Raw genomic sequence first — 21,219 nt, 5'->3', positions numbered from 1 at the left:
AACGATCCCGCTTGCGCTGAATATTTAGACCGTATTAATATTAGCAATAGCTAATATAGATACGGAGCCTGCCATGAAGATCGACCCGGTCGCCTATGTCGGAGCCGTCATTCGCGAAGTCGCGTTCCGGGAACGCGACGGCAAGCCGGCGCGGGCGGTGATCGCGACCCGCAGCTACGACACCGACACCGCCGATCTCTGGGATGTGCTGACCAACCCCGAACGCATTCCGCGCTGGTTCCTGCCGATCTCGGGCGACCTGAAGCTTGGCGGCCGCTATCAGTTCCATGGCCATGCGGGCGGCGAGATCACGACGTGTGAGCCGCCGCGCCGGCTTGCCGTCACCTGGGAGTCCATGGACACGGTCAGCTGGGTTACCGTGACGCTGGCCGAGAATGGCCCGGACGCCACGCGCCTGGAATTGGAACACCTCTCGGTGATCGAGGGCGACTTCTGGGATCGCTACGGGGCCGGTGCGGTCGGCGTCGGCTGGGATCTCGCGCTGCTCGGGCTCGCGCTCTATCTGGCCATGCCGCCCGGCGAGGAATTCGACCGCGCCGCCGCGTCGGCGTGGCCAGCCACCGACGACGGCAAGGAATTCATCCGCCGCGCCAGCGAGGACTGGTGCAGCGCCTCGATCGCGGCGGGCACCGAGGAGACTGCGGCGCGCAGATCGGCCGCAAACACCACGGCGGCCTATTGCGGCGAGCCGGAGCCGGGGAGCGGAGGCTAGCGAAAGGTGCACGCCTTCGACATCCTCGGCGATCCCGTCCGCCGCCGCATCCTGGAACTGCTTGCGACCGGCGAGCACAGTTCGGGTGATGTCGTCGCCGTCGTGCAGCGCGAATTCGGCATCACCCAGTCGGCGGTCTCGCAGCAGCTGCGGATCTTGCGGGACGCCGGTTTCGCGTCGGTGCGCGCCGAGGGCACGCGCCGCATCTATGCCGTGGAGCCGGCGCGGCTGCGCGAGGTCGACGACTGGCTCGACCGGTTCAGGGCGTTCTGGCTGCCGCGCCTTGACGCGATCGCGACCGAAGTTGCGCGGGGCAAACGAAAACGGCGCCAACAGGAATGATGGCGCCGTCCCGGATTCTCTTCAGCGATGCAGCTTACTTGCGCTTGTCGATCTGCACATAGTCGCGGCGTGCGACGCCGGTGTAGAGCTGGCGCGGACGGCCGATCTTCTGCTGCGGATCCTCGATCATCTCGCTCCACTGGCTGATCCAGCCGACGGTGCGGGCGACCGCGAACAGCACGGTGAACATCGAGACCGGGAAGCCCATCGCCTTCAGCGTGATGCCCGAATAAAAGTCGACGTTCGGGTAGAGCTTGCGATCGATGAAGTAGGGGTCGCTGAGCGCGATCTTCTCGAGCTCCATCGCGACCTTGAGCATCGGATCGTCGCCGTGGCCGGTCTCCTTCAGCACCGCGTGACACATCTTCTGCATGATCTTGGCGCGCGGATCGTAGTTCTTGTAGACGCGGTGGCCGAAGCCCATCAGGCGAACTTCGCTGTTCTTGTCCTTCACCTTGGCGATGAAGTCCGGAATGTTTTCGACCTTGCCGATGCCGTAGAGCATGTTGAGCGCGGCTTCGTTGGCGCCGCCATGCGCCGGGCCCCACAGGCAGGCGATGCCGGCCGCGATGCAGGCGAACGGGTTGGCGCCCGAGGAGCCGGCAATGCGCACCGTCGAGGTCGAGGCGTTCTGCTCGTGGTCCGCGTGCAGGATGAAGATCTTGTCGAGTGCGTCGGCGAGCACCGGGTTGATCTTGTAGTCCTCGCAGGGCACCGCGAAGCACATGTTGAGGAAGTTCTCGGCAAACGAGAGCGAGTTCTTCGGATAGATGAAGGGCTGACCGACGGTGTACTTGTAGGCCATCGCCGCCAGCGTCGGCACCTTCGCGATCATGCGCATCGAGGCGATCATCCGCTGCCGCGGATCGTTGATGTCGGTGGAGTCGTGATAGAACGCGGCCAGCGCGCCGACAGCGGCGACCATGATCGCCATCGGATGAGCGTCGCGGCGGAAGCCCTGGAAGAACCGCGCCATCTGCTCATGCACCATCGTGTGATGGATCACGCGATGGTCGAAGTCCTTCTTCTGCGCCGGGGTCGGAAGATCCCCGTACAGCAGCAGGTAGCAGGTCTCGAGGAAGTCGCCGTGCTCGGCGAGCTGCTCGATCGGATAGCCGCGGTATTCGAGCACGCCGGCGTCGCCGTCGATGTAGGTGATCTTCGACTGGCAGCTGCCGGTCGAGGTGAAGCCGGGGTCGTAGGTGAACACCCCGGCCTGGCCGTAGAGCTTGGCGATGTCGATGACATCAGGCCCAACCGTGCCGCTCAGGATCGGGAAATCGTAGTTCTTGTTGCCGATGGTGAGTGTGGCTGTCTTGCTGGATTTTGCGTCCATCGTGATATCCCCGATGAATTCGTTGCGAAAACCGACCTTGCCCAGTCGCTAAATTGCGGCCCATGGCGGGGCGGAACGGCTTGTGGAGAAAGCGTCCGGGATTGGGTAGCTCATTGCCATGTGCGCTGCAAGATGGACCCTGGAGGGGGTCCATGCAGGATCACGCCGCCTGATCGGCGAGGCGGGCAAGGCACTCCTGGCGTCCCAGCACCGCCAGCACGTCGAATATGCCCGGCGACGTCGTACGTCCCGTCAGAGCCACCCGCAGCGGCTGGGCGACGGCGCCGAGTTTCAGGTTGTTCTGCTCGGCGAAATTCCGCATCGCGGTCTCGGTGGTTTCCGCCGTCCAGTCGTTGACGGCTTCCAGCGCGGTGCGCAGGCGGCCGATCAACGCGCGCGTTTCCGGCGTCAGCAGCGCCACAGCTTTCGGATCGAGCGCGAGCGGACGATCGGCGAAGATGAAATAGGCGCCCGCGATCAGCTCGATCAGCGTCTTGGCGCGCTCCTTCAGGCTCGGCATCGCCCGCAGCAATTGCGCGCGGGTGGTGTCGTTGAGCTTGGCCTTCAGCGCGGCACCCTCGGGAACATAATCCAGCACGCTCTCGAACTGGGTCACGAGGGATTGATCGTCGCTCTGCCGGATATAGTGACCGTTGAGGTTTTCCAGCTTGGCGAAATCGAACCGCGCCGCAGAGCGGCCGATACCCGAGAGGTCGAACGCGTCGATCATTTCCTGGGTCGAGAAGATTTCCTGATCGCCATGGCTCCAGCCGAGCCGGACCAGGTAGTTGCGCAAGGCGGCCGGCAGGTAGCCGAGCGCGCGGTAGGCGTCGACGCCGAGCGCACCATGGCGCTTCGACAGTTTCGAGCCGTCGGGACCGTGGATCAGCGGAATGTGGGACATGCTCGGCAGTTCCCACTCCAGCGCGTCGTAGATCTGCTTCTGACGCGCGGCGTTGATCAGGTGGTCGTCGCCGCGGATGATGTGAGTGACGCCCATATCGTGGTCGTCGACCACGACCGCGAGCATGTAGGTCGGGGTGCCGTCGCCGCGCAGCAGGACGAGGTCGTCGAGGTTCTCGTTCTGCCAGACCACGCGGCCCTGCACCTGGTCCTCGATCACGGTTTCGCCGGTCTGCGGCGCCTTGAGGCGGATGGTCGGCTTGATGCCATCGGGCGCGGTGGCCGGATCGCGGTCGCGCCACATGCCGTCATAGAGGCGGGTGCGGCCCTCGGCGCGCGCCTTCTCGCGCATCGCGGTGAGCTCTTCCGGCGAGGCATAGCAGTAATAGGCGCGCCCGGCGGCGAGCAGGCTCTCGGCGACCTCGCGATGGCGGGCGGCGCGGCTGAACTGGTAGATGACCTCGCCGTCCCAATCGAGCTCGAGCCACTTCAGGCCGTCCAGGATGGCGTCGATCGCCTCCTTGGTCGAGCGTTCACGGTCGGTGTCCTCGATCCGGAGCAGCATCTTGCCGCCGAGCTTCCTGGCATAGAGCCAGTTGAACAGCGCGGTGCGGGCACCTCCAATATGGAGGAAGCCGGTCGGAGAGGGGGCGAAGCGGGTAACGACGGGTTTGGTCATGATCGAGCGGGACGTATGCTGAGACGGCGGTGGTGTATATCAGGAACCGAACATAACTAAACCCCCGGCTGACCTTTTGCCCACCAAACCAGGCCTCAAACCAGACTTGAAACCAGGCTTGGCCGGACGGCACGAATTTGGCAGAAGGTTGAGCTGACTCCTCCAGGGAACCCTTTGATGACGACTGACACGACGGCAGAGGCAGGGCGCGACTTCATCCGCGACATCGTCCAGGCCGATCTCTCCTCCCACAAGCACGACCGGATCGTGACCCGTTTCCCGCCGGAGCCGAACGGCTACCTGCATATCGGCCACGCCAAGTCGATCGCCCTGAATTTCGGCATCGCGCAGGAGTTCGGCGGCCAGTGCAATTTGCGCTTCGATGACACCAATCCGACCAAGGAGGAGCAGGAGTACATCGACTCCATCCAGGCCGACGTCCATTGGCTCGGCTACGACTGGGGAGCCAACCTGTTCTATGCGTCGGACTATTTCGAGCGCCTGTACGATTGGGCCGAGGGCCTGATCAAGGCCGGCTATGCCTATGTCGACGATCAGTCGCAGGAGGAGATCCGCACTTCCCGCGGCACGCTGACCGAACCCGGCAAGAACTCGCCGTTCCGCGACCGCTCGGTCGAGGAGAACCTCGACCTGTTCCGCCGCATGAAGGCCGGAGAGTTCTCGAACGGCGCCCGCGTGCTGCGCGCCAAGATCGACATGGCCGCCGGCAACATCAACCTGCGCGATCCGGTGCTCTACCGCATTCTGCACGCCCATCATCCGCGCACCGGCGACAAGTGGTCGATCTATCCGAGCTACGACTACGCGCACGGCCAGTCGGACGCGATCGAGGGCATCACCCATTCGATCTGCACGCTGGAGTTCGAGGATCACCGCCCGCTCTATGAGTGGCTGCTCGACAAGCTGCCGGTGCCTTCGAAGCCGCGCCAGTACGAAATGGCACGGCTCAACCTGACCTATACGCTGCTGTCCAAGCGCGTGCTGACCCAGCTCGTCCGTGACGGCCACGTCTCGGGCTGGGACGATCCGCGCATGCCGACCATTGCCGGCTTGAAGCGGCGCGGCGTGCCGCCGGCGGCGGTGCGCGAATTCATCAAGCGCATCGGCGTCGCCAAGGCCAATAGCGTGGTCGATGTCGGGATGCTCGAATTCTGCATCCGCGAGGAGCTGAACCGCACGGCGCTGCGCCGGATGGCGGTGCTGCGGCCGCTCAAGGTGGTGATCGAGAATTATCCGGAAGGGCAGGTCGAGGAGATCGAGGCGATCAACCATCCCGACAATCCGGAAGCCGGCACCCGTAAGATCGCGTTCGGCCGCGAGCTCTATATCGAGCGCGACGACTTCATGGAGAATCCGCCGAAGAAGTTCTACCGCCTCTCGCCCGGCAATGAGGTGCGGCTGCGCTATGCCTACTTCATCAAGTGCACCGGCGTGGTGAAGAACGACGCCGGCGAGATCGTCGAGCTCCGCGCGACCTACGATCCCTTGACCAAGGGCGGCAATGCGCCCGACGGCCGCAAGGTCAAGGCGACGATGCACTGGTTGCCGGCGGCGCAGTCGAAGCCGGCGGAGATCCGTATCTACAACCAGCTGTTCGCCAATCCGAGCCCGAACGCGGCCGATTTCGCCGCCGACCTCAATCCGCAGTCGCTCGAAGTGCTGAAGGATGCGCGCGTCGAGCCGGCGATCGCCGAGAGCAATTCGCCCGATCCGGTGCAATTCGAGCGGCAGGGTTATTTCGTGCGCGACGCGGATTCGACGCCGGACCGGCTGGTGTTCAACCGCGCCATTGGCCTGCGCGACACCTTCGCCAAGGAAGTCGGCGGCAAGGGCTAGCCGAGAGGAAGCGCGTCCCGCGCGGACAAGCAGACGGGGGGATCGATGCCTGATGAATCCGACGAGATCGTCTCCGCCATCATCGCCAGATGGTCGGCGGGTTTCAGCAGGCTCGATGCGAATGCGTTGAGCGCGCTCTATTCGAAGAGCGCGTTCTTCTTCGGCTCGAACCCGACGCTGTATCGCGGCCGCGACGGCGTCAAAGCCTACTTTGACGGTCTGCCGCGCTGGCTCGCGCCGCGCGTTCAGTTCAGCGATGTCAGCGCAGAACGGGTCAACGCCGATCTCGTCAACATGGCGGGCATCGCGTCATTCTTCCTTGACGGCGATGCGCTCTCGCTCGCCGTCAAGATCACCTGGGTGATCGCGCGCGAGGACGGCGACTGGAAGATCGTCTGCCACCACGTCTCGTCGCAGACACCGCTGATCTAGGCTCAGCGCTGGAGCTGACACAAAAAGTCGAGGGCCGGCGGGCCCTCGTAGTCAGGGAGGGTGCGCGGGGCCGGGCGCCTCGCGGCTGCACCCAACTCGCAGGCTATCCGGATCGCGCTGCATTGCGACGAGGGACCAAGGTCGTAGGCTGCGGAGCGCGGCTTCCGGGCGCCCGGACGGCAGCATGGTCGTCGGCCCGCGGATCAGCAGCGGCAACACATCGCAGGTCGGACAGATGCTTTTTTGTCCGCGCCGCACCATGTCTTCGGAAGAAGGAGGTGAGGATCATGCGCATTCAACACTGGCAGGATGCTGCCAGCCTGTTGGTAGGCGCCTGGCTGGTCGCATCGCCGTTTGCACTGGGCTTTTCCGGGGCAGCTCTCTGGATCTCCATCGCGCTCGGATTGGGCGTCGTGCTGTTCGCCCTGGAGGCATTCATCATTCCGTCCTATCTGGAGGAATGGGGCGAGATGCTGATGGGGTTGGCTCTGGTGGTGGCACCCTGGACGTTCAGCTACCAGCAGGGATCGGTCACGACGAGCAGCGTGCTCGCTGGCATCGTGGTGATCGTGCTCGCGTGCTGGGAGCTGGCGATGGATCGTGATTTCGCCACCTGGTGGCACGATCGCTGGCATCACCGAGCTGGCTGAGAGGAAGCTGACTGAGACGTTGGCCTGACCGCCAACCAAAGGCGGCCGGAGCGGGGACTTGCGTGGCGCGGAATCCCCTCCATGCCGATGCAGGTTCTGCAGACACATCACGCCAGAGACGGTTTCAGAAGCGTCGTCCCGCACTCGCTGGACGGCGGCCATGGCGCCCGCTGCAGGGTGAGAGCGTTTTCGAGCGACGTGGAAACCGGTTCGCGTAAGGAAAACGCGTCAAAACAAGATCCTAGGACCCCGTTCCGATCCCATCGGAACGAGGCTCTAGTCGCCCGTCAGCAAGGTGACTCCGTCACGATGCGGCTTTCGCCTCGATCTGCTCCCAAATTCTGGTCTTGCGTGTCTCGGGCATGATGAAAACGGCGATCACGAAGCACACCGCGGGAACGACAATCGGGTAGATCAGCGCGTAGCCGATGCTGCCGGTCGCTGCGAAGGCGGCCGATGTGATGAACGGCACCAATCCGCCGCCCCAACCATTGCCGATATGATACGGCACCGAGACCGAGGTGTACCTGATCCTGGCCGGGAAAAACTCCGCCAGGAACGCGCCGACCGGCCCGTACACCATCCCGACGTAGCAGACGAGGATGAAGATGATGAAGACGGCCACCGGATAGTTGATGTGTCCCGGCTGCGTGACCATGCCGAGCCACAGATACAGCGGATAGTAGGTGATCGCGGCAAGCAGCATTCCTCCGAGGATCACGGACTTGCGGCCGATCTGGTCCGACAGCCAACCAAAGAAGATCAGGCTCGGCGTTGCGATCAACAATGCCGCTCCCACGATGTAGGCCGAGGTAACCGCATCGACCTTGGAGACCTGCTGCAGGAAGTACAGTGCCCAGAATTGACCACTGTACCAGACCACGCCCTGTCCAATCAGGACGACGATAGCGATCAGGATGTACTTGATGTTGGCGCTGAGGAAAGCTTCCCGCCAGGGATTCCTGGTCATCTGTCCCTGTGCCTTGATCTCCTGGAAGATCGGCGTCTCCTGGAGCTGCAGGCGGATGTAGATGGCGATCGCCACCAGCAGGAACGAGAGCAGGAATGGTACGCGCCAGGCCCATTCGTCAAAGGCCTGATTGCCGGCCCAGGTTCGGGTCAGAACGATCACCGCAAGCGACACCACGATCCCCAGCGTCGGCGAGGTTTGTAGCCAGCCCGTGTAGTAGCCGCGCCTGTCGTCCGGAACATGTTCGGCGACGTAGGTGATGGCGCCGCCATATTCGCCGCCCAGGCACAGACCCTGGATCATCCGCAAGCCGAACAGAATGAATGCGGCCGTCAGGCCGATCGACTGATACGTTGGGATCAGTCCGATCGCTCCCGTTCCCAGGCCCATTCCGCTCAGCGTAATGAGGAATGTATATTTGCGGCCGACCCGATCGCCCATCCATCCGAACAGGAAGGCCCCCAGCGGGCGGATCAGGAATCCCGCAGTGAACAGCGCGATCGTGCTCAGCAGGGCTGCGACGGGGTGGGATTGCTCAAAGAACTTGACCGACAGAACCGCGGCCAGGCTGCCAAAAATATAAAAGTCGTACCATTCAATGATGTTTCCCACTGACGCAGCGACAATCACGCGGCGAAAATCGCTTGGTACTTGAATTGCCATGTGCTGCTCCTCTCAAATGCAAACGCTACTCCTCGCGTTTTTCAGCGATCTATCCGCTCGCGGAGTGCGCGTGGTGCACGGCGTTACAGGCGAGATTTTGTGCGTTCGTCCGCAACGCCTGATCTCAGGGGAGTTGTGGCCACCTGAGAGGAGCTCCAGCGGCCTTCAAGTGCCGCGAGCCGTCACTGCCTCATCCCGGTCTCTTTGGGAGCGGAGGCATCGGGACAGTCTATTCCTAATGTGATCTGTATCTTAGTGAGACTTTCGGCTCGATCGATTTGACGCAGGCGGCAGCTGCGGCCCGGCGCGAGCTAGGCAAGGTGCAGGACGATCCAGATACCCGGGCGTTGCCGGCCCGTATTCTGCATCCGTTCCGCTAGTCGGGTGACGGGGCCATCCGCTAGCCTGCCGCCCGGCAGGGATCGCAAGCGGAATGGCGGAGCAGGGCACGACGCCGGGCGGCAAACGCGGCTACGCGGGGACGTGGCCGCCGCGCGCGGCCGCGCCGGCCGGCGGCTTTCTTCCGGCCCGCGTCGGCATCTGGAAGCCTCTCGTCGAGACATTGCGGCAATGGGCGCGCGCCGAGGCTGGCGCGGGCCGCCTGTTGCCCTGGGTGCCGGTGGCGTTCGGCACCGGCATCGCGTTCTATTTCGCGGCCGAGCACGAGCCGGTGCTGTCGGTCGCGGCCACCGTCGCAATCCTGCTCTGCCTGCTGGCGCTGCTGCTGCGGCGGCGCAGCGTGTTTCCCGTCATCGCGCTGCTTGCCGCGGTGGCCGCGGGTTTTGCGACGGCGACCTGGAAGACGGCGCGCGTCGCTCACACGGTACTGGCGCGGCCGATGTTCTCGGTGGCGCTGACCGGCTTCGTCGAGACGCGCGACATCCGCGAGAAGACCGATCGTTTCGTGCTGCGCGTGGTTTCGATGGAGAGCCCGCGCGACATGACGAAGCTCGATCGGGTCCGGCTCTCGGTGAGGAAGGGCACCGCGCCCGATGTCGGCAGCTTCGTTGAGTTGAAGGCGCGGCTGTTGCCGCCGCTCGGGCCGCAGCGCCCGGGCTCCTATGATTTCGGCCGTGACCTCTATTTCCAGGGCATCGGCGCCTCCGGCTTCGTGATGGGCGCCGTCAAGACCAGGGAGCCGCCTGCGGCCGGCGGCTTTGCGCTGCGCTACGCCGCCTTCATGCAGGGCCTGCGCGACGCCATCGACGCGCGGATTCGCACCACGCTCGACGGCGACCAGCGCGCGATCGCAACCGCATTGCTCACCGGCCGGCGCGATGCGATCTCGACGCCGGTCAACGATGCGATGTTCATCTCGGGGCTCGGCCATGTGCTGTCGATCTCCGGCTACCACATGGCCGTGGTCGCCGGCGTCGTGTTCTTCGCGGTGCGCGCGCTGCTTGCGCTGTTTCCGGCGCTGACGGCGGCGCATCCGATCAAGAAATGGGCCGCGGCGGCCGCGCTGGTCGCCGCGGCGTTCTATCTGTTGCTGTCGGGCGCGGAGGTCGCGACGCAACGGTCGTTCTTCATGACCGCCGTGGTGCTGCTCGCCGTGATCGTCGACCGACGCGCGATCACCTTCCGGACGCTGGCAGTGGCGGCGCTGATCGTGCTCGCGATCGCGCCGGAGGCGCTGGTGCATCCCAGTTTCCAGATGTCGTTTGCCGCGACGCTCGGGCTGGTGGCGCTGGTGCAGATCGGGCTACCGAACCTGCTGGCGTCGCCCGACCATTCGGCAACCGCGCGGGTCGCGCTGTGGGGCGGGCGCGAGCTCACGATGCTGATGCTGGCCTCGCTGGTGGCGGGGCTGGCGACGACGCCCTATGCCGCGTTCCATTTCCATCGCGTGACGCCCTACGGGCTGCTCGCCAACCTCGCGGCGATGCCTGTCGTCTCGGCGGTCGTGATGCCGGCCGGCCTGCTCGGGCTCGTCGCCATGCCGTTCGGCTTCGATGGACTGTTCTGGGCGATCATGGGTCTCGGCATCGACTGGATGATCCTGGTGACGCAATGGGTCGCCGCACTCCCGGGTGCGGTCGGCCGCATGGCGGCGTTCGGCATCGGGCCGCTGATCGCAGCGAGTGCCGGCATCATCCTGCTCGGGCTGCTGCGCACGCCGCTGCGCTGGTCGGGCGCGGTGCTGCTGCTGGTGGCCTCGGTCTGGGCGCTCAGGGTGCCGCAACCGGACGTGCTGGTGTCGGGCGACGGCCGCAACGTCGCGGTGCGTGGCGGTGACGGACGGCTGCATCTGATGCACAGCGCCAAGGATGCATTTTTGGTCAAGGAGTGGCTGGCGGCGGACGCCGACGCGCGCACCGCCACCGATGCGTCGCTCGGCGAGGGCGTCTCCTGCGATGCCGGCGGCTGCGTGACCCAGGGACCCGGCGGCGCCTTCGTCGCGCTGGCGACCCGGCCGGAGGCGCTGGCGGACGACTGCGAGCGCGCAGCCCTGATCGTGACGGCGCGGCCGGCGCCGCAGGGCTGCGCGGCATCGGTGATCGATGCCGAGCGGCTGCGCCGCCACGGCGCGCTGGTGCTGCGACGGATCAGGGACGGCTACGCCGTCGATGCAGTCAAGCCCGGCGGGATCGACCGGCCGTGGTCGCCGGCGGTTCCCGGCGACGGCGAGAGCGAGACGACGCTACGCGCGCCCGCCGCCGCGCCGCGGCCTGCGGTGGATGCGACGCCGGCTGAGACCGATCTGCAGGGCGATGATTAGCTGTGGTCTGGCGAGGGGCCGCTTGGCAGCTCGAACAGGCCGAGATGATATTCGTCGGAGTCGGGGGCGTCGGGCTTCTTGACGAGAGTAAAGGAAGCCTCGGGAAATTGCTCCCAGACTTTCAGGTCGTCGGCCGTTACCGTCAGCCAACCGAACCGGAACAGGTAGCGGCCCGGTTCCGTGACGCGTCCAGCCTTTTGCCATGTGACCTTATCGACCACCGCGCACGTCCTCCGTGCCCGATGATGCGCCAAGGCGCCGGCCGACGCAAATCTCCTTCTGCGCCCCGGAAGCGGGAGTCCGGGGTCGCCCGAAATTGCTTAGGTCATTCGCCGCCGAACAGCTCATTCCGCGGCGACGATGCGCTCAACCCAAAAACAGCGTTGCGAATGCGGAGGGCCGCCGCTCCACAACCTTCGGCTTCTGCTCGACCGGCGGATGCAGCGCCGGCAATTGCAGCACGCTGACGCGCTGTCCCTCGACCAGCTGGGTCACCAGCACATGGCTGCCGTCGGGGAATTCGACCGCGTCATGATGCCGATCGGGCACGTCGGGCTCGACTTCGTTGAACACGCCGACGCGATAGTTCAGCGTCTTGGTCCAGATCCAGCGGCTGTCGTAGCGAACGTTCTCGGCGAAAGCGAGCTCGGTGCCCGGCAGCATGCAGACCGCGACAGTGGGATCGTTCTCCGAGGCAAAGCCGCGGGTCGACGTGCCGCGGAACGTCGTCGTGATCAGCGTCTCTCCGACAATGGCGGGGCGCGATGCCACGGCGTGCAGACTATAGTCACACATCGGATGGCTCCTCATTTCGAGGTAGCGACCCGTGCCTCTCCTTGAGGCATTAGGGCCTCTACCAGAGTGGACGATAGCGAACGAGCGTCTGCTCGTTTCTGGGCGATTGTACGACTGGTCCGAGATCGCTCCGATCACAAACACGCGACGCTGCGCGAGAGGTATCGGAGCGCATCGGGCAGGCCGTACGCTACACTATCATGCAAGGAACGATCCGACGTGTTGCTCGTTCCCGGCCGCCGCAAGTATTTGCAATTCAGTATTTGCGATAAAGGCCGATCAGCTTGCCCTGGATGCGGACCCGGTTCGGCGGCAGGATGCGCACTTCATAGGCGGTGTTGGCCGGCTCGAGCGCGATCGATGCGCCGCGGCGGCGGAAGCGCTTCAGGGTGGCTTCCTCCTCGTCGATCAGCGCCACCACGATGTCGCCGGTATTGGCGACGTCGTTGCGCTGGATCAGCGCCATGTCGCCGTCGAGGATGCCGGCATCGACCATCGAGTCGCCGCGCACCTCGAGCGCATAGTGCTCGCCGGCGCCGAGCATGTCGGGCGGCACGCTGATGGTGTGGCTGCGGGTCTGCAGCGCCTCGATCGGCGTACCGGCGGCGATCCGGCCCATCACGGGGACCGCGACTGGACGGTTGCCGTCGTCCTCGGCAATCGGCGGCGTGCTGGCGCGCCGGCCGAGGGTGCCTTCGATGACACTGGGCGTGAAGCCGCGGCGACCGTTGCCGGCGCCGGCCGAGAGTTCGGGCAGCTTGATGACCTCGATGGCGCGGGCGCGGTTCGGCAGGCGGCGGATGAAGCCGCGCTCCTCCAGCGCAGTGATCAGGCGGTGGATACCGGACTTCGAGCGCAGGTCGAGCGCATCCTTCATCTCGTCGAAGGAGGGCGGTACGCCGGCCTCTTTCAAACGTTCATTGATGAAACGCAGTAGTTCGTACTGTTTGCGCGTGAGCATCTCGAGTATTCCCCCGGTTGATAGCGTCGTTCGATTCCGAGACTCTTCTGGTGGGGCCTGCAGGCCGGGCCTGACCTCAGGAGCATGTGCTCAATGCACCTGCTTCCACGCGGCTTCCCGATTGTAGACACCAGTACTCGAAACAAATCATGAACGGACACTATATGTTCGATATGTGTTCCGCAACCACTTAATTTCCGGTGAACGTGTCGGGCAACGCACAATCGGCGGGGCGCGAAAACCCTATTCGGGCAGTGTCAGAATTTCGCATTCGCTGCCTTTGACGGCAGCCGCCGCAAACGGCGGACGCACGAGAAGCGCCCGTGCCGCAGCGAGATTCCCGAGCAGCGACGAGTCCTGCTGCGTCACCGGGGTTGCGACCAGCGTGCCGTCCTCGCGCGCTTCGAGACGCGCACGCAGATAGTCCTCGCGCTGGTCGTTGGCGGCGAGGTCGCGGCCGAGCAGGGCGCTTGCGCGGCGATGATGAATCACTTTCCGGCCGCTCAGCGCCCGAATCAACGGCACCAGGAACAGGAAGGCGCAGACATAGGACGACACCGGATTGCCGGGCAGGCCGATCACCCGCATCGCGCCGAGCCGGCCGTGCATCATCGGCTTGCCGGGCCGCATCGCAATCCGCCAGAACGCCATCTCGACGCCCTCGGCTTCCAGCGACCGCTTGACGAGATCGTGGTCGCCGACCGAGGCGCCGCCTGTCGTGATGAGGATATCGGCGCCGGCCTCGCGTGCCCGGCGGATGCCGGCCGTGGTCGCCTCCACCGTGTCGGCGGCAACGCCGAGGTCGACGGTCTCGGCGCCTTCGGCGCGCGCCAGCGCCCGCAGCGCGTAGCCGTTGGAATAGACGATCTGGCCGGGACCGGGCTGCGAGCCCGGCATCACCAGCTCGTCGCCGGTCGCCAGCACCGCGACCTTCGGGCGGCGGCGCACCGTCAGTTCCGGATAGTTCATGGCGGCCGCCAGCGACAGCGCGCGGTCGGACAGGCGGCTGCCGCCGGCGAGCAGCACCTCGCCCTCACGGAAGTCGACCCCGGCCTGGCGGATGTGCCGCCCGACGCTGGCGGCCTCCGAGATCGTGATGTGGTCGCCGTCGACGGCGGTGTCTTCCTGGATGATCACGGCGTCGGCGCCGCTCGGGATCACGCCGCCGGTGAAGATCCGCACCGCCTCGCCGGCGCCGACCGTCCGCTCGAACGGCCGGCCGGCGGCGACTTCGCCGATCACCTTGAGCCGGGCCTTTAGATCGGCCGCATCGGCGGCGCGCACCGCATAGCCGTCCATCGCCGACATCGGCTGCGGCGGCTGGGTGCGCAGCGCCGCGAGGTCGTGCGCAAGCGTGCGGTGGTAGGCGGCATCGAGCGCGACCATCTCCTCCGGCAGCGGTTCGGCGCCGGCGAGGACGGCGGACAGGGCATCGGCAACCGGCATCAGGGCCACGCTCAGAGCTCCTCAATTCCTAATGTTCAATACCAAGTGCGGTCAAAGCCCTTGCCACGTCATCCGTCGATGTCACGTGGATAGCATGAAGGCCGCGCGCCCGCGCACCTTCGATATTGGCGGCCAGGTCGTCGAAGAACAGGATCCGCGACGCCGGCACGCCGATGGCTTTTACCACATGATCATAGGCCTCGGCGTCGGGTTTGCGGAAGCCGATGCTCGACGACAGGAAGACGTTGCGGAAATGGCTGAGCAGCTCGGCATGGGTGACCGAGAAATGCGCGACATGGGCCGGATTGGTGTTGGAGAAGGCGTAAAGCGGCATTTGCCTGGCGGCCGCCGCGACCAGCGGGGCGATGCCCGGCATCTCGCCGGTGAAGATCGCATTCCAGCCTTCGAGGAACTGGGCGTCCGTGATGTTGATGCCGAGCGTCCGGCGCAGGCTTTCGAAGAACGCCGCGTCGTCGATCCGGCCGATCTCGTGATGCTTGAAACTGTCGTCGACGACAAAGCGCGTGGCGAGCTCGGCGGGCGCACAGCCGGCATGCTGCGCCCAGTGCGCCATCACCTTGTCAAAGTTGATGTCGAGCACGACGCGGCCGATATCGAACAGCAGCACGTCGACGGAGTTGGGAGTGAATTGCGAGGTCATTGCGTGAAACCGTGTACGAGAATTGCGGGCGGGCGGCAATGTCCTCGATTTGTGCGGCAGGTGTGCGACGGGCGTTAAGCGCGCCGTCGTCCATGCACGCGCGGGTGTCATCACCCGCGCGCAAGCGGGTGATCCAGTATTCCAGAGACGCTTGTGCTTGAGCCGAGAGGCCGCGGCGAAGTGGAAGGCGTGATTTGCTACCCTTCCAGAAGGAAGAAAGAACTCCAGCTCGCGCCATATCCACCGCCGTCGTCCCGGCCTAGTGCGCAATTGCGCACGGGGGCCGGGACCCATAACCACCGCATTTGATCAGGAACGGGATCGTGGCCCCAGCGTCGCGCAACAATTGAGATTCGTGGTAATGGGTGCCGGCCTTCGCCGGGACGACGCCGAGTGTGTTGTCGCTTGTGCGTCAAACGTCCGCATTCTCGCGACATGATTTGTCCGAGCTTTGCTCTTCGTTGCATCCTATATTTTTGCTGTGGAGGCTTGCCACGTCGGGGCACGCGCGCAAGTTTTCAAGGCACCAAGCGGCTTGATGCTTGCCGGCGGCTTGGTGCCCGCCGGGCGTAGCTCTCACATCCTGGACAGTGCCAGGCCGAGGTAACCGATCAGCGCACCGGTGCTGAGAATGATGACGACGAGCGCCTGTTCCGAGCGTGCTTGCAAGGTTTTCCGGGTCACGGCGTTGGACGCTCCGTCTTCGAGATCATGCGGTCCAACGAACAGCATCAATTTCCGTTCCGGTCTTCCCCCGGGAACCTTCACGACCTGCCGAGTGACGCGACGAACGGAACGCGGGTCGGCCGCCTATGAGGGCGGCGCGATCCCCGGAACGGGGAAAGCGCGGCACATCTCGACGCTGTTCGACCTCAATCGCTTGACGACCGCTGCATCTCCCTTCGACCGGAGGGACTCCGCAATGAGTTCGGCGATGAGGCGCATTTCGGGCTCGCCCATGCCGCGCGTGGTCGCCGCCGGCGTCCCGAGGCGAATGCCGCTCGGCTTGAGCGGCGGACGCGGATCGTCGGGAATGATCTGCTTGTTTGCGGTGATCCCGACGGCGTCGAGGATGTTCTCGGCCGCGCCGCCGTCCAGGCCGACGCTGGCCACCGTATCCACGACCATCATGTGATTGTCGGTTCCGCCGGTGATCAACGTCATGCCGCGTTCCATCAACGCTTCGGCCAGGACCTTCGCGTTGCGCATGACCAGCTTTGCATAGGCGTGAAAATCGGCCGTCGATGCCTTCTTCAGCGTGACCGCGGTTCCGGCCACGACGTTCATGTGCGGACCTCCCTGCAATCCCGGGAACACCGACGCGTCGATCTTGCCGGCGAACTCCCGGCGACAGAGAACGATGCCGCCGCGCGGCCCGCGAAGCGTCTTGTGCGATGTCGTCGTCATCACGTCGAAACCCGCATCGAGCGGATTGCGCAAGGCGTTGCCGGCGATCAGGCCGCCGTAATGGCTGACGTCGGCCATGGTCAGTGCACCCACCTCATCGGCGATGCTCTTGAAGGACGCATAATCCAGATCGCGCGGATAAGAGCTGTAGCCGCACAGCACCAGCTTCGGGCGGACGTTCCGGGCCATGGCGCGGAGCTCATCGAAATCGATGGCGCCGCCGTTTGACGGCTGCGTCTTGTAGCGGGCGAAGTTGAAGAGCCGCCCCATATGCGACACCGGTGCGCCATGGGTGAGATGGCCGCCGTGTGACAGGTCCATCGCCAAGATCGTATCGCCGGGCTGCAGCAGGCCGAGATACACGGCCTGGTTCATTGGCGACCCGGACAGAGGCTGAACGTTGGCATGTTCGGCGCGGAACAGCGCGCAAGCGCGCTGTCGGGCGAGGTTCTCTATCTGGTCGGTAAATTCCTGGCCGCCGTAATAGCGGCGTCCCGGATAGCCCTCGGAATACTTGTTGGTGAACACCGATCCGAGCAGCTCGAGAACCTCGGGATAGGTGTAGTTCTCCGACGGAATCAGCTCGACGCCGTCTTGCTGGCGGCGCTCTTCGCCCTCGAGCGCAAGGGCAACTTCCAAATCGTTGAGGTGGAGTTCATTGCGGAATGACGGCATGGTCCGGGCTCCCTAAGACGCTGGATTATCAGCTGAACGGGTTGCCCAGGCGAACGGCGTTGGAACCCTTCGCGCTTCACCGTGGTCAATTCCACGTAAGCTCGCCAGTCGCGCGAGAGGCGAATGAGCCTGCGAAGCTCATCGCGAGCAGAAGGCTATCCAATCCCCGGCGGGCTCGCAAGGGTTGATCGCGGGCGTCGCCGCGGGCCCAGCGTTGGGCGAGATCGAACATCTGGCGACAGCCACGGCAATGGCGACCAAACCGAGGGACGTCCGGCTTACCCAATGAACCGATGTCCCGATGATCAATGCCGTCTTCGGCTGAGGCCAATAAGGCGCATGACCATCCGTCACTTGCGGCCCGTCAGGCTTGCGGGGTGGCTGACCGTGTGGCTGTGGCACCCGCGAATCTATTCCTTGACGAAGATATGAGACTTTATCTTCCACTGCCCGTCGGGTTGGCGTTCAAGCAGTCTCACGGTGCTGCCAGAAATTGGCGCCGCCTTCTCATTTACTACTAGCGTGGCCGTGAAATGCGAGGTGGTGTAGGCGTAGTTTCCCATGGGCAACACATCGAGCAGCTCAACCTTGTGATCTCTGACGCTTCTTCCCCGCCCGGCAAAGAAATTACGGATTGCCAAAGGGCCGGTGACTGGCTGCGCACCAGGCGGCATCAATCTGGCGTCAGCGGCATACAACGGTAACAGGGCATCGAAGTCTGCGTTGTTGATGGCGGCATCCCATTTGGCAGCCGCCGAGGAAAGTTCGTCGGCAGGTGGGGCTGCCCCTGCGGGACTGACGCAAGTACAAGTAAAGATCAACAACAGGGTGCATGAAAGAAGAGAAGGGCGGCTCATCTTTGCCTCCTTTAGCTGAGATGCTTAGCGCGGGAGCGCATTCGCAAACGCTATAGCCGAGGCAGCAGAACCACTAGTCCAGAAAGTAGACTGGATATCCTCAACTGGCTGAGACTCGATCTGCGGCCGCCGGCGCCTCATCGGCATATTTGCTGCGTGGGAACCAAGCCCGCATGCTGTTCACAAGATGCCTGGGACCGTCGATCTCGATTTTGCCGAGCTCACGCGCCCGTAGCAGCGGCATCTCGTCTACGAAAATCTGCACGAGCGTCAGCAGACTCGCATAGAGGCTGATATCGACCTTGAAGCCGGGGTCATCCCAGCAAAGATCGGCTTCCTCCTTCTTCACAACAAACCACCAGCGCTTCGGCCGAGCGTCCGCAATCTCGATGTACAGAACGAAGTCGCATGGAATGTGCCTTAGATCGAACGAACGGCGCATATTCCACATGAGCCGGCCCGCGTGAAGTTCGTTGGGTGTGAGCTGGCTGCGAGCCCATTTGTGGCCCCAATAGCCCATTGCATCGATAATTGGCCTGGCTTCCCTGGCTGCCTGGGTTGGATGGTACTCCCAATGCCCGTTATCGCCTGATCTGCGTGAGATTAGCCCGGCTTCTTCTAGCGTTTGCAGGCGCTTGGAGAGGAGGGTCGGCGACATCTGCGGGATGCCGCGGCGAAGCTGGTTGAAGTGGTGGGACCCCAGCAACAGTTCGCGGAGCAGGAGCGGGGTCCACCGCTCCGTGAGAATTTCCGCAGCTTTGGCTACGGGGCAAAATGATCCATAGCCTTTCATGACGAGAACTTTAGCATCACGAGGGCCACCAAGGTAGTCCAGGTTCTGGACTATGTCCCAGACGAGCCAGCATCGAGGCTGTCCTGGACGTCTGTTACGCGATTTTCTCGAGACTCGGCCATTCGACGATGCCGGCTCGATGTTCGGTTTGCCCGAAGGCAGATGCGGCTCGATTTGCCAGTACGCGGCCTGGCTGGTGCCACCGCGGGCTCAGCGTTCGCCGAGATCGATCTGCGTCAGGATGCCTTGCCGCAGCGCGAGGCGGACCAGCTCGATATCGGTGCCGACGCCGAGCTTGTCCTTGATCAGGGAATGCAGGTTCGCGACCGTCTTGGGGCTGAGGTGCAGCGCCTCGGCGATCTCCTCGGTGGTGTTTTCCGCGAGCAGCATCCGCAGCACCTCGAATTCCCGCGCGGTCAGGAGGTCGGCCGCCTTGGTCTCGCCGGCAAGGTGGCTGAGCGCGAGCTCGTGGTCGATATCCGGGCTGATCGCGATCTTGCCCGACAGCGCATCCATCACGGCGTGCACCAGCGTCTCCGGCGGGCTGGTCTTGGTGACATAGCCGCTCGCGCCGGCGCGGATCGCCTGCACGGCAAAGGCCGCGTTCTGGTGCATGGTGAACACCAGGATTTTTGCGCGCCTGTCCCACTGCCGGAGGCGGCGGATGGCCTCGATGCCGCCGATGCCGGGCATCGACAGGTCCATGATGACGAGGTCGGGCCCGGTCTCCTTGTAGAGGCGATAGGCCTCGACGCCGTCGGAGGCTTCGGCGACGACGCAGAGGCCCGGCTGCTTCTGCAGCATCGCCCGGTAGCCCTCCCGCACGACGGCGTGGTCGTCGACGAGCATGATGGTTCGCGCAGCGTGGCTCATGCCGCGCGCTCCACCTGTGCGGCTTCTCGGCTGGCGGCGACGGGAACGATGACGCGGAGCGAGGAGCCGCTGGGCTGTCCGGTCTCGAAGCTGAGCCGCCCGCCCAGCGCGGCGACCCGTTCGCGCATGCCGAGCAGGCCGAGGCCGGATCTGAGCTGGGGATCGCCTTTGGGATCGGGATCGCCGGGCTGGCCGTCATCGTCGATCGCGAGCACGATCGTGCTGTCGCCGCCGCCGGGCGGCGGCTCGCGCATCTCAAGCCGCAGCATCACGCGCGTGGCGCCGGCATGCTTGGCGGCGTTGGTGAGCGCCTCCTGTACGATGCGGTAGAGATTGGCGCTGACGGAGGCGGCGAGGCGCTCGAACGATCCCGATATGGTGATCTCGAACCGCGGCTGTCCGCGGCTGCGGCCGTTCCAGCCGGCGACCAGGCCCTCGAGGCTGGCCGCAAGTCCGAGTTCGTCGACATCGGGCGGGCGGAGTCGGAAGAGGGCGCCGCGCAATGTCTCCATCATGTCGGTCGCGGTCCGCGCGATGCCGTCGCATTCGGCGAGCAGCGGCGGGCAATCCGCCGCCGCGGTCTGGCGCGCCGAGGCGGCGAGCGCGCGGATGGCGGCCAGCGACTGCCCGAACTCGTCATGCAGCTCGCGCGCAAGGTGGCGGCGCTCCTCGTCCTGCACCAGGATCAGTTTCTGCGTCAGCGCGTTGCGGTCGGACAGCGCGGCGGCGAGGCGCTCGGCGAGCTGGTTGAAGACGTCGCCGATCGCCGACAGTTCGGCGAGATCGAACGGCGGCAGGCGCGCGGCGAGATCGCCTGCGGCGATCCGCTCGAGCCCGTCGCGGATCTGCCGCGTCGGACGCAGCGCCCGCGCCAGCGCAGCATAGACCAGGGCGCAGAGCAGCGGCAGCGCGATCATGAACACCGCCATCAGCCGGCCGGCATCGTGCCAGGCCTCGGCGGTCGGCACCGCCGGATCAATCCAGGCCACGGCCTCGCCGATGGCGTTGCCGCGCGAAACGACCTGCTGCACCGCCTCGCGTCCGGGATCGAACAGGCGGCGATAGAGCGCAGCGAAGGCCAGCGGCGGCGCGGCCGTGTCAGTCTGCGCGCCGCCGCAGAAGCGTTGGCTGATCTCGCCGCTATTGCTGCGAAAGGCGAGGCACAGTCCCGGCGTCATGACCGAGGCGGCAACGCTGTCGAGATCGGGAAATTCGGAGCGTGCATTGTTCAGCCACTGGATCTTGCTCTGCTGCAGCTCCAGCGTCTTGGCGGCGACATCGGCAACCGCCGCGATCCGCCCGCGCACCGAGCGGTCGGCCTCGATTAGGAAATAGCCGGAGATCACGGCAAAGCAGAGCGTCGAGACAATCGCCACGCGCAACGTCAGCCGCAGTTTCAGATCGCTTCCGGACCAATTCCACATTGGCGTATCCTCAAGATCGAAGGCGGGCTTCGGCGCGCGATCG

The 21,219-nt window shown here is 64.9% G+C and carries 20 protein-coding genes and 1 riboswitch; of the genes, 6 read left to right on the top strand and 14 right to left on the bottom strand.

The window, feature by feature from the left end:
• The first annotated feature begins 73 nt into the window (after positions 1-73).
• Positions 74-733, top strand: a complete 660-nt coding sequence (locus tag ACVWY5_RS18095; protein ID WP_028334018.1) for an SRPBCC family protein — start codon at positions 74-76, stop codon at positions 731-733.
• A 6-nt stretch (positions 734-739) separates the two neighbouring features.
• Positions 740-1,075, top strand: a complete 336-nt coding sequence (locus tag ACVWY5_RS18090; protein WP_028334019.1) for an ArsR/SmtB family transcription factor — start codon at positions 740-742, stop codon at positions 1,073-1,075.
• 34 nt (positions 1,076-1,109) lie between these two features.
• Here ACVWY5_RS18090 and gltA read toward each other — a convergent pair whose 3' ends face one another.
• On the bottom strand, positions 1,110-2,411 hold the full coding sequence (gene gltA / locus ACVWY5_RS18085; protein WP_028334020.1) for a citrate synthase: 1,302 nt from the start codon (positions 2,409-2,411) through the stop codon (positions 1,110-1,112).
• 160 nt (positions 2,412-2,571) lie between these two features.
• Entirely contained in the window at positions 2,572-3,993 is a 1,422-nt protein-coding gene (gene gltX, locus ACVWY5_RS18080) for a glutamate--tRNA ligase (RefSeq protein ID WP_028334021.1), read from the bottom strand.
• Positions 3,994-4,170: 177 nt separating this feature from the next.
• Here gltX and ACVWY5_RS18075 point away from each other — a divergent pair, with 177 nt between their 5' ends.
• The 3 genes from ACVWY5_RS18075 to ACVWY5_RS18065 all read left to right on the top strand — a co-directional run bounded on the left by ACVWY5_RS18075 (position 4,171) and on the right by ACVWY5_RS18065 (position 6,932).
• Positions 4,171-5,850 (top strand): glutamine--tRNA ligase/YqeY domain fusion protein, encoded by a 1,680-nt coding sequence (locus ACVWY5_RS18075; RefSeq protein ID WP_038377430.1) that lies wholly within the window; start codon positions 4,171-4,173, stop codon positions 5,848-5,850.
• Between the two features lie 45 nt (positions 5,851-5,895).
• Positions 5,896-6,282, top strand: coding sequence for a YybH family protein (locus ACVWY5_RS18070; protein ID WP_028334023.1), 387 nt, complete (start codon positions 5,896-5,898; stop codon positions 6,280-6,282).
• 287 nt (positions 6,283-6,569) lie between these two features.
• The gene (locus ACVWY5_RS18065) at positions 6,570-6,932 is read left to right on the top strand and encodes an SPW repeat protein (protein WP_028334024.1); all 363 of its coding nucleotides are present in this window, start codon (positions 6,570-6,572) and stop codon (positions 6,930-6,932) included.
• Positions 6,933-7,236: 304 nt separating this feature from the next.
• Here the strand turns inward: ACVWY5_RS18065 and ACVWY5_RS18060 are convergent, their stop codons facing one another.
• Positions 7,237-8,565: an MFS transporter gene (locus ACVWY5_RS18060; RefSeq protein WP_028334025.1), complete on the bottom strand. Its 1,329-nt coding sequence runs from the start codon at positions 8,563-8,565 to the stop codon at positions 7,237-7,239.
• Positions 8,566-8,998: 433 nt separating this feature from the next.
• On the opposite strand from ACVWY5_RS18060, the gene ACVWY5_RS18055 reads away from it, so the two are divergent.
• On the top strand, positions 8,999-11,284 hold the full coding sequence (locus tag ACVWY5_RS18055) for a ComEC/Rec2 family competence protein (RefSeq protein WP_028334026.1): 2,286 nt from the start codon (positions 8,999-9,001) through the stop codon (positions 11,282-11,284).
• Here ACVWY5_RS18055 and ACVWY5_RS18050 read toward each other — a convergent pair.
• From ACVWY5_RS18050 to ACVWY5_RS18000, 11 genes are all read right to left on the bottom strand, one after another.
• Positions 11,281-11,505 (bottom strand): hypothetical protein, encoded by a 225-nt coding sequence (locus ACVWY5_RS18050; RefSeq protein WP_028334027.1) that lies wholly within the window; start codon positions 11,503-11,505, stop codon positions 11,281-11,283. The genes ACVWY5_RS18055 and ACVWY5_RS18050 overlap by 4 nt on opposite strands.
• 145 nt (positions 11,506-11,650) lie before the next feature.
• Positions 11,651-12,079 carry a hypothetical protein gene (locus ACVWY5_RS18045; RefSeq protein WP_026192810.1) on the bottom strand — a complete coding sequence of 143 codons (429 nt, stop codon included), beginning with the start codon at positions 12,077-12,079 and terminating at the stop codon, positions 11,651-11,653.
• Between the two features lie 256 nt (positions 12,080-12,335).
• Positions 12,336-13,040 (bottom strand): transcriptional repressor LexA, encoded by a 705-nt coding sequence (gene lexA / locus ACVWY5_RS18040; protein ID WP_028334028.1) that lies wholly within the window; start codon positions 13,038-13,040, stop codon positions 12,336-12,338.
• A gap of 243 nt (positions 13,041-13,283) precedes the next feature.
• Positions 13,284-14,495 carry a molybdopterin molybdotransferase MoeA gene (locus ACVWY5_RS18035; RefSeq protein ID WP_028334029.1) on the bottom strand — a complete coding sequence of 404 codons (1,212 nt, stop codon included), beginning with the start codon at positions 14,493-14,495 and terminating at the stop codon, positions 13,284-13,286.
• Positions 14,496-14,514: 19 nt separating this feature from the next.
• Positions 14,515-15,147 carry an HAD family hydrolase gene (locus ACVWY5_RS18030; protein WP_028334030.1) on the bottom strand — a complete coding sequence of 211 codons (633 nt, stop codon included), beginning with the start codon at positions 15,145-15,147 and terminating at the stop codon, positions 14,515-14,517.
• A gap of 576 nt (positions 15,148-15,723) precedes the next feature.
• Positions 15,724-15,882 carry a hypothetical protein gene (locus ACVWY5_RS18025; RefSeq protein ID WP_229162854.1) on the bottom strand — a complete coding sequence of 53 codons (159 nt, stop codon included), beginning with the start codon at positions 15,880-15,882 and terminating at the stop codon, positions 15,724-15,726.
• 75 nt (positions 15,883-15,957) lie between these two features.
• Positions 15,958-17,229, bottom strand: coding sequence for a serine hydroxymethyltransferase (locus tag ACVWY5_RS18020; RefSeq protein WP_028334031.1), 1,272 nt, complete (start codon positions 17,227-17,229; stop codon positions 15,958-15,960).
• Between the two features lie 36 nt (positions 17,230-17,265).
• Positions 17,266-17,351, bottom strand: a riboswitch (ZMP/ZTP riboswitch).
• Positions 17,352-17,639: 288 nt separating this feature from the next.
• Positions 17,640-18,086 (bottom strand): YybH family protein, encoded by a 447-nt coding sequence (locus ACVWY5_RS18015; protein ID WP_028334032.1) that lies wholly within the window; start codon positions 18,084-18,086, stop codon positions 17,640-17,642.
• Positions 18,087-18,186: 100 nt separating this feature from the next.
• Complete coding sequence (locus ACVWY5_RS18010) at positions 18,187-18,879, bottom strand: winged helix-turn-helix transcriptional regulator (RefSeq protein WP_028334033.1); 693 nt, start codon at positions 18,877-18,879, stop codon at positions 18,187-18,189.
• Between the two features lie 210 nt (positions 18,880-19,089).
• Positions 19,090-19,752 carry a response regulator transcription factor gene (locus tag ACVWY5_RS18005; protein WP_028334034.1) on the bottom strand — a complete coding sequence of 221 codons (663 nt, stop codon included), beginning with the start codon at positions 19,750-19,752 and terminating at the stop codon, positions 19,090-19,092.
• A complete protein-coding gene (locus ACVWY5_RS18000; RefSeq protein ID WP_028334035.1) occupies positions 19,749-21,176 on the bottom strand; it encodes a histidine kinase in 1,428 nt (475 codons plus the stop codon). The genes ACVWY5_RS18005 and ACVWY5_RS18000 overlap by 4 nt, the downstream gene beginning before the upstream one ends.
• Positions 21,177-21,219 lie beyond the last annotated feature (43 nt).

The organism is Bradyrhizobium sp. USDA 3256 (assembly GCF_054058275.1).
The sequence above is the reverse complement of the archived record's forward strand: the minus strand, read 5'-3'. Positions and strand labels throughout refer to the sequence as shown.

What these genes read in the sequence shown, in the direction of transcription:
- ACVWY5_RS18095 (WP_028334018.1), top strand. Translation starts at nt 74, where the DNA reads ATGAAGATCGACCCGGTCGCCTATGTCGGAGCCGTCATTCGCGAAGTC.
- gltA (WP_028334020.1), bottom strand. Translation starts at nt 2,411, where the DNA reads ATGGACGCAAAATCCAGCAAGACAGCCACACTCACCATCGGCAACAAG.
- gltX (WP_028334021.1), bottom strand. Translation starts at nt 3,993, where the DNA reads ATGACCAAACCCGTCGTTACCCGCTTCGCCCCCTCTCCGACCGGCTTC.
- ACVWY5_RS18075 (WP_038377430.1), top strand. Translation starts at nt 4,171, where the DNA reads ATGACGACTGACACGACGGCAGAGGCAGGGCGCGACTTCATCCGCGAC.
- ACVWY5_RS18070 (WP_028334023.1), top strand. Translation starts at nt 5,896, where the DNA reads ATGCCTGATGAATCCGACGAGATCGTCTCCGCCATCATCGCCAGATGG.
- ACVWY5_RS18065 (WP_028334024.1), top strand. Translation starts at nt 6,570, where the DNA reads ATGCGCATTCAACACTGGCAGGATGCTGCCAGCCTGTTGGTAGGCGCC.
- ACVWY5_RS18060 (WP_028334025.1), bottom strand. Translation starts at nt 8,565, where the DNA reads ATGGCAATTCAAGTACCAAGCGATTTTCGCCGCGTGATTGTCGCTGCG.
- ACVWY5_RS18055 (WP_028334026.1), top strand. Translation starts at nt 8,999, where the DNA reads ATGGCGGAGCAGGGCACGACGCCGGGCGGCAAACGCGGCTACGCGGGG.
- ACVWY5_RS18045 (WP_026192810.1), bottom strand. Translation starts at nt 12,079, where the DNA reads ATGTGTGACTATAGTCTGCACGCCGTGGCATCGCGCCCCGCCATTGTC.
- lexA (WP_028334028.1), bottom strand. Translation starts at nt 13,040, where the DNA reads ATGCTCACGCGCAAACAGTACGAACTACTGCGTTTCATCAATGAACGT.
- ACVWY5_RS18030 (WP_028334030.1), bottom strand. Translation starts at nt 15,147, where the DNA reads ATGACCTCGCAATTCACTCCCAACTCCGTCGACGTGCTGCTGTTCGAT.
- ACVWY5_RS18020 (WP_028334031.1), bottom strand. Translation starts at nt 17,229, where the DNA reads ATGCCGTCATTCCGCAATGAACTCCACCTCAACGATTTGGAAGTTGCC.
- ACVWY5_RS18015 (WP_028334032.1), bottom strand. Translation starts at nt 18,086, where the DNA reads ATGAGCCGCCCTTCTCTTCTTTCATGCACCCTGTTGTTGATCTTTACT.
- ACVWY5_RS18010 (WP_028334033.1), bottom strand. Translation starts at nt 18,879, where the DNA reads ATGAAAGGCTATGGATCATTTTGCCCCGTAGCCAAAGCTGCGGAAATT.
- ACVWY5_RS18005 (WP_028334034.1), bottom strand. Translation starts at nt 19,752, where the DNA reads ATGAGCCACGCTGCGCGAACCATCATGCTCGTCGACGACCACGCCGTC.
- ACVWY5_RS18000 (WP_028334035.1), bottom strand. Translation starts at nt 21,176, where the DNA reads ATGTGGAATTGGTCCGGAAGCGATCTGAAACTGCGGCTGACGTTGCGC.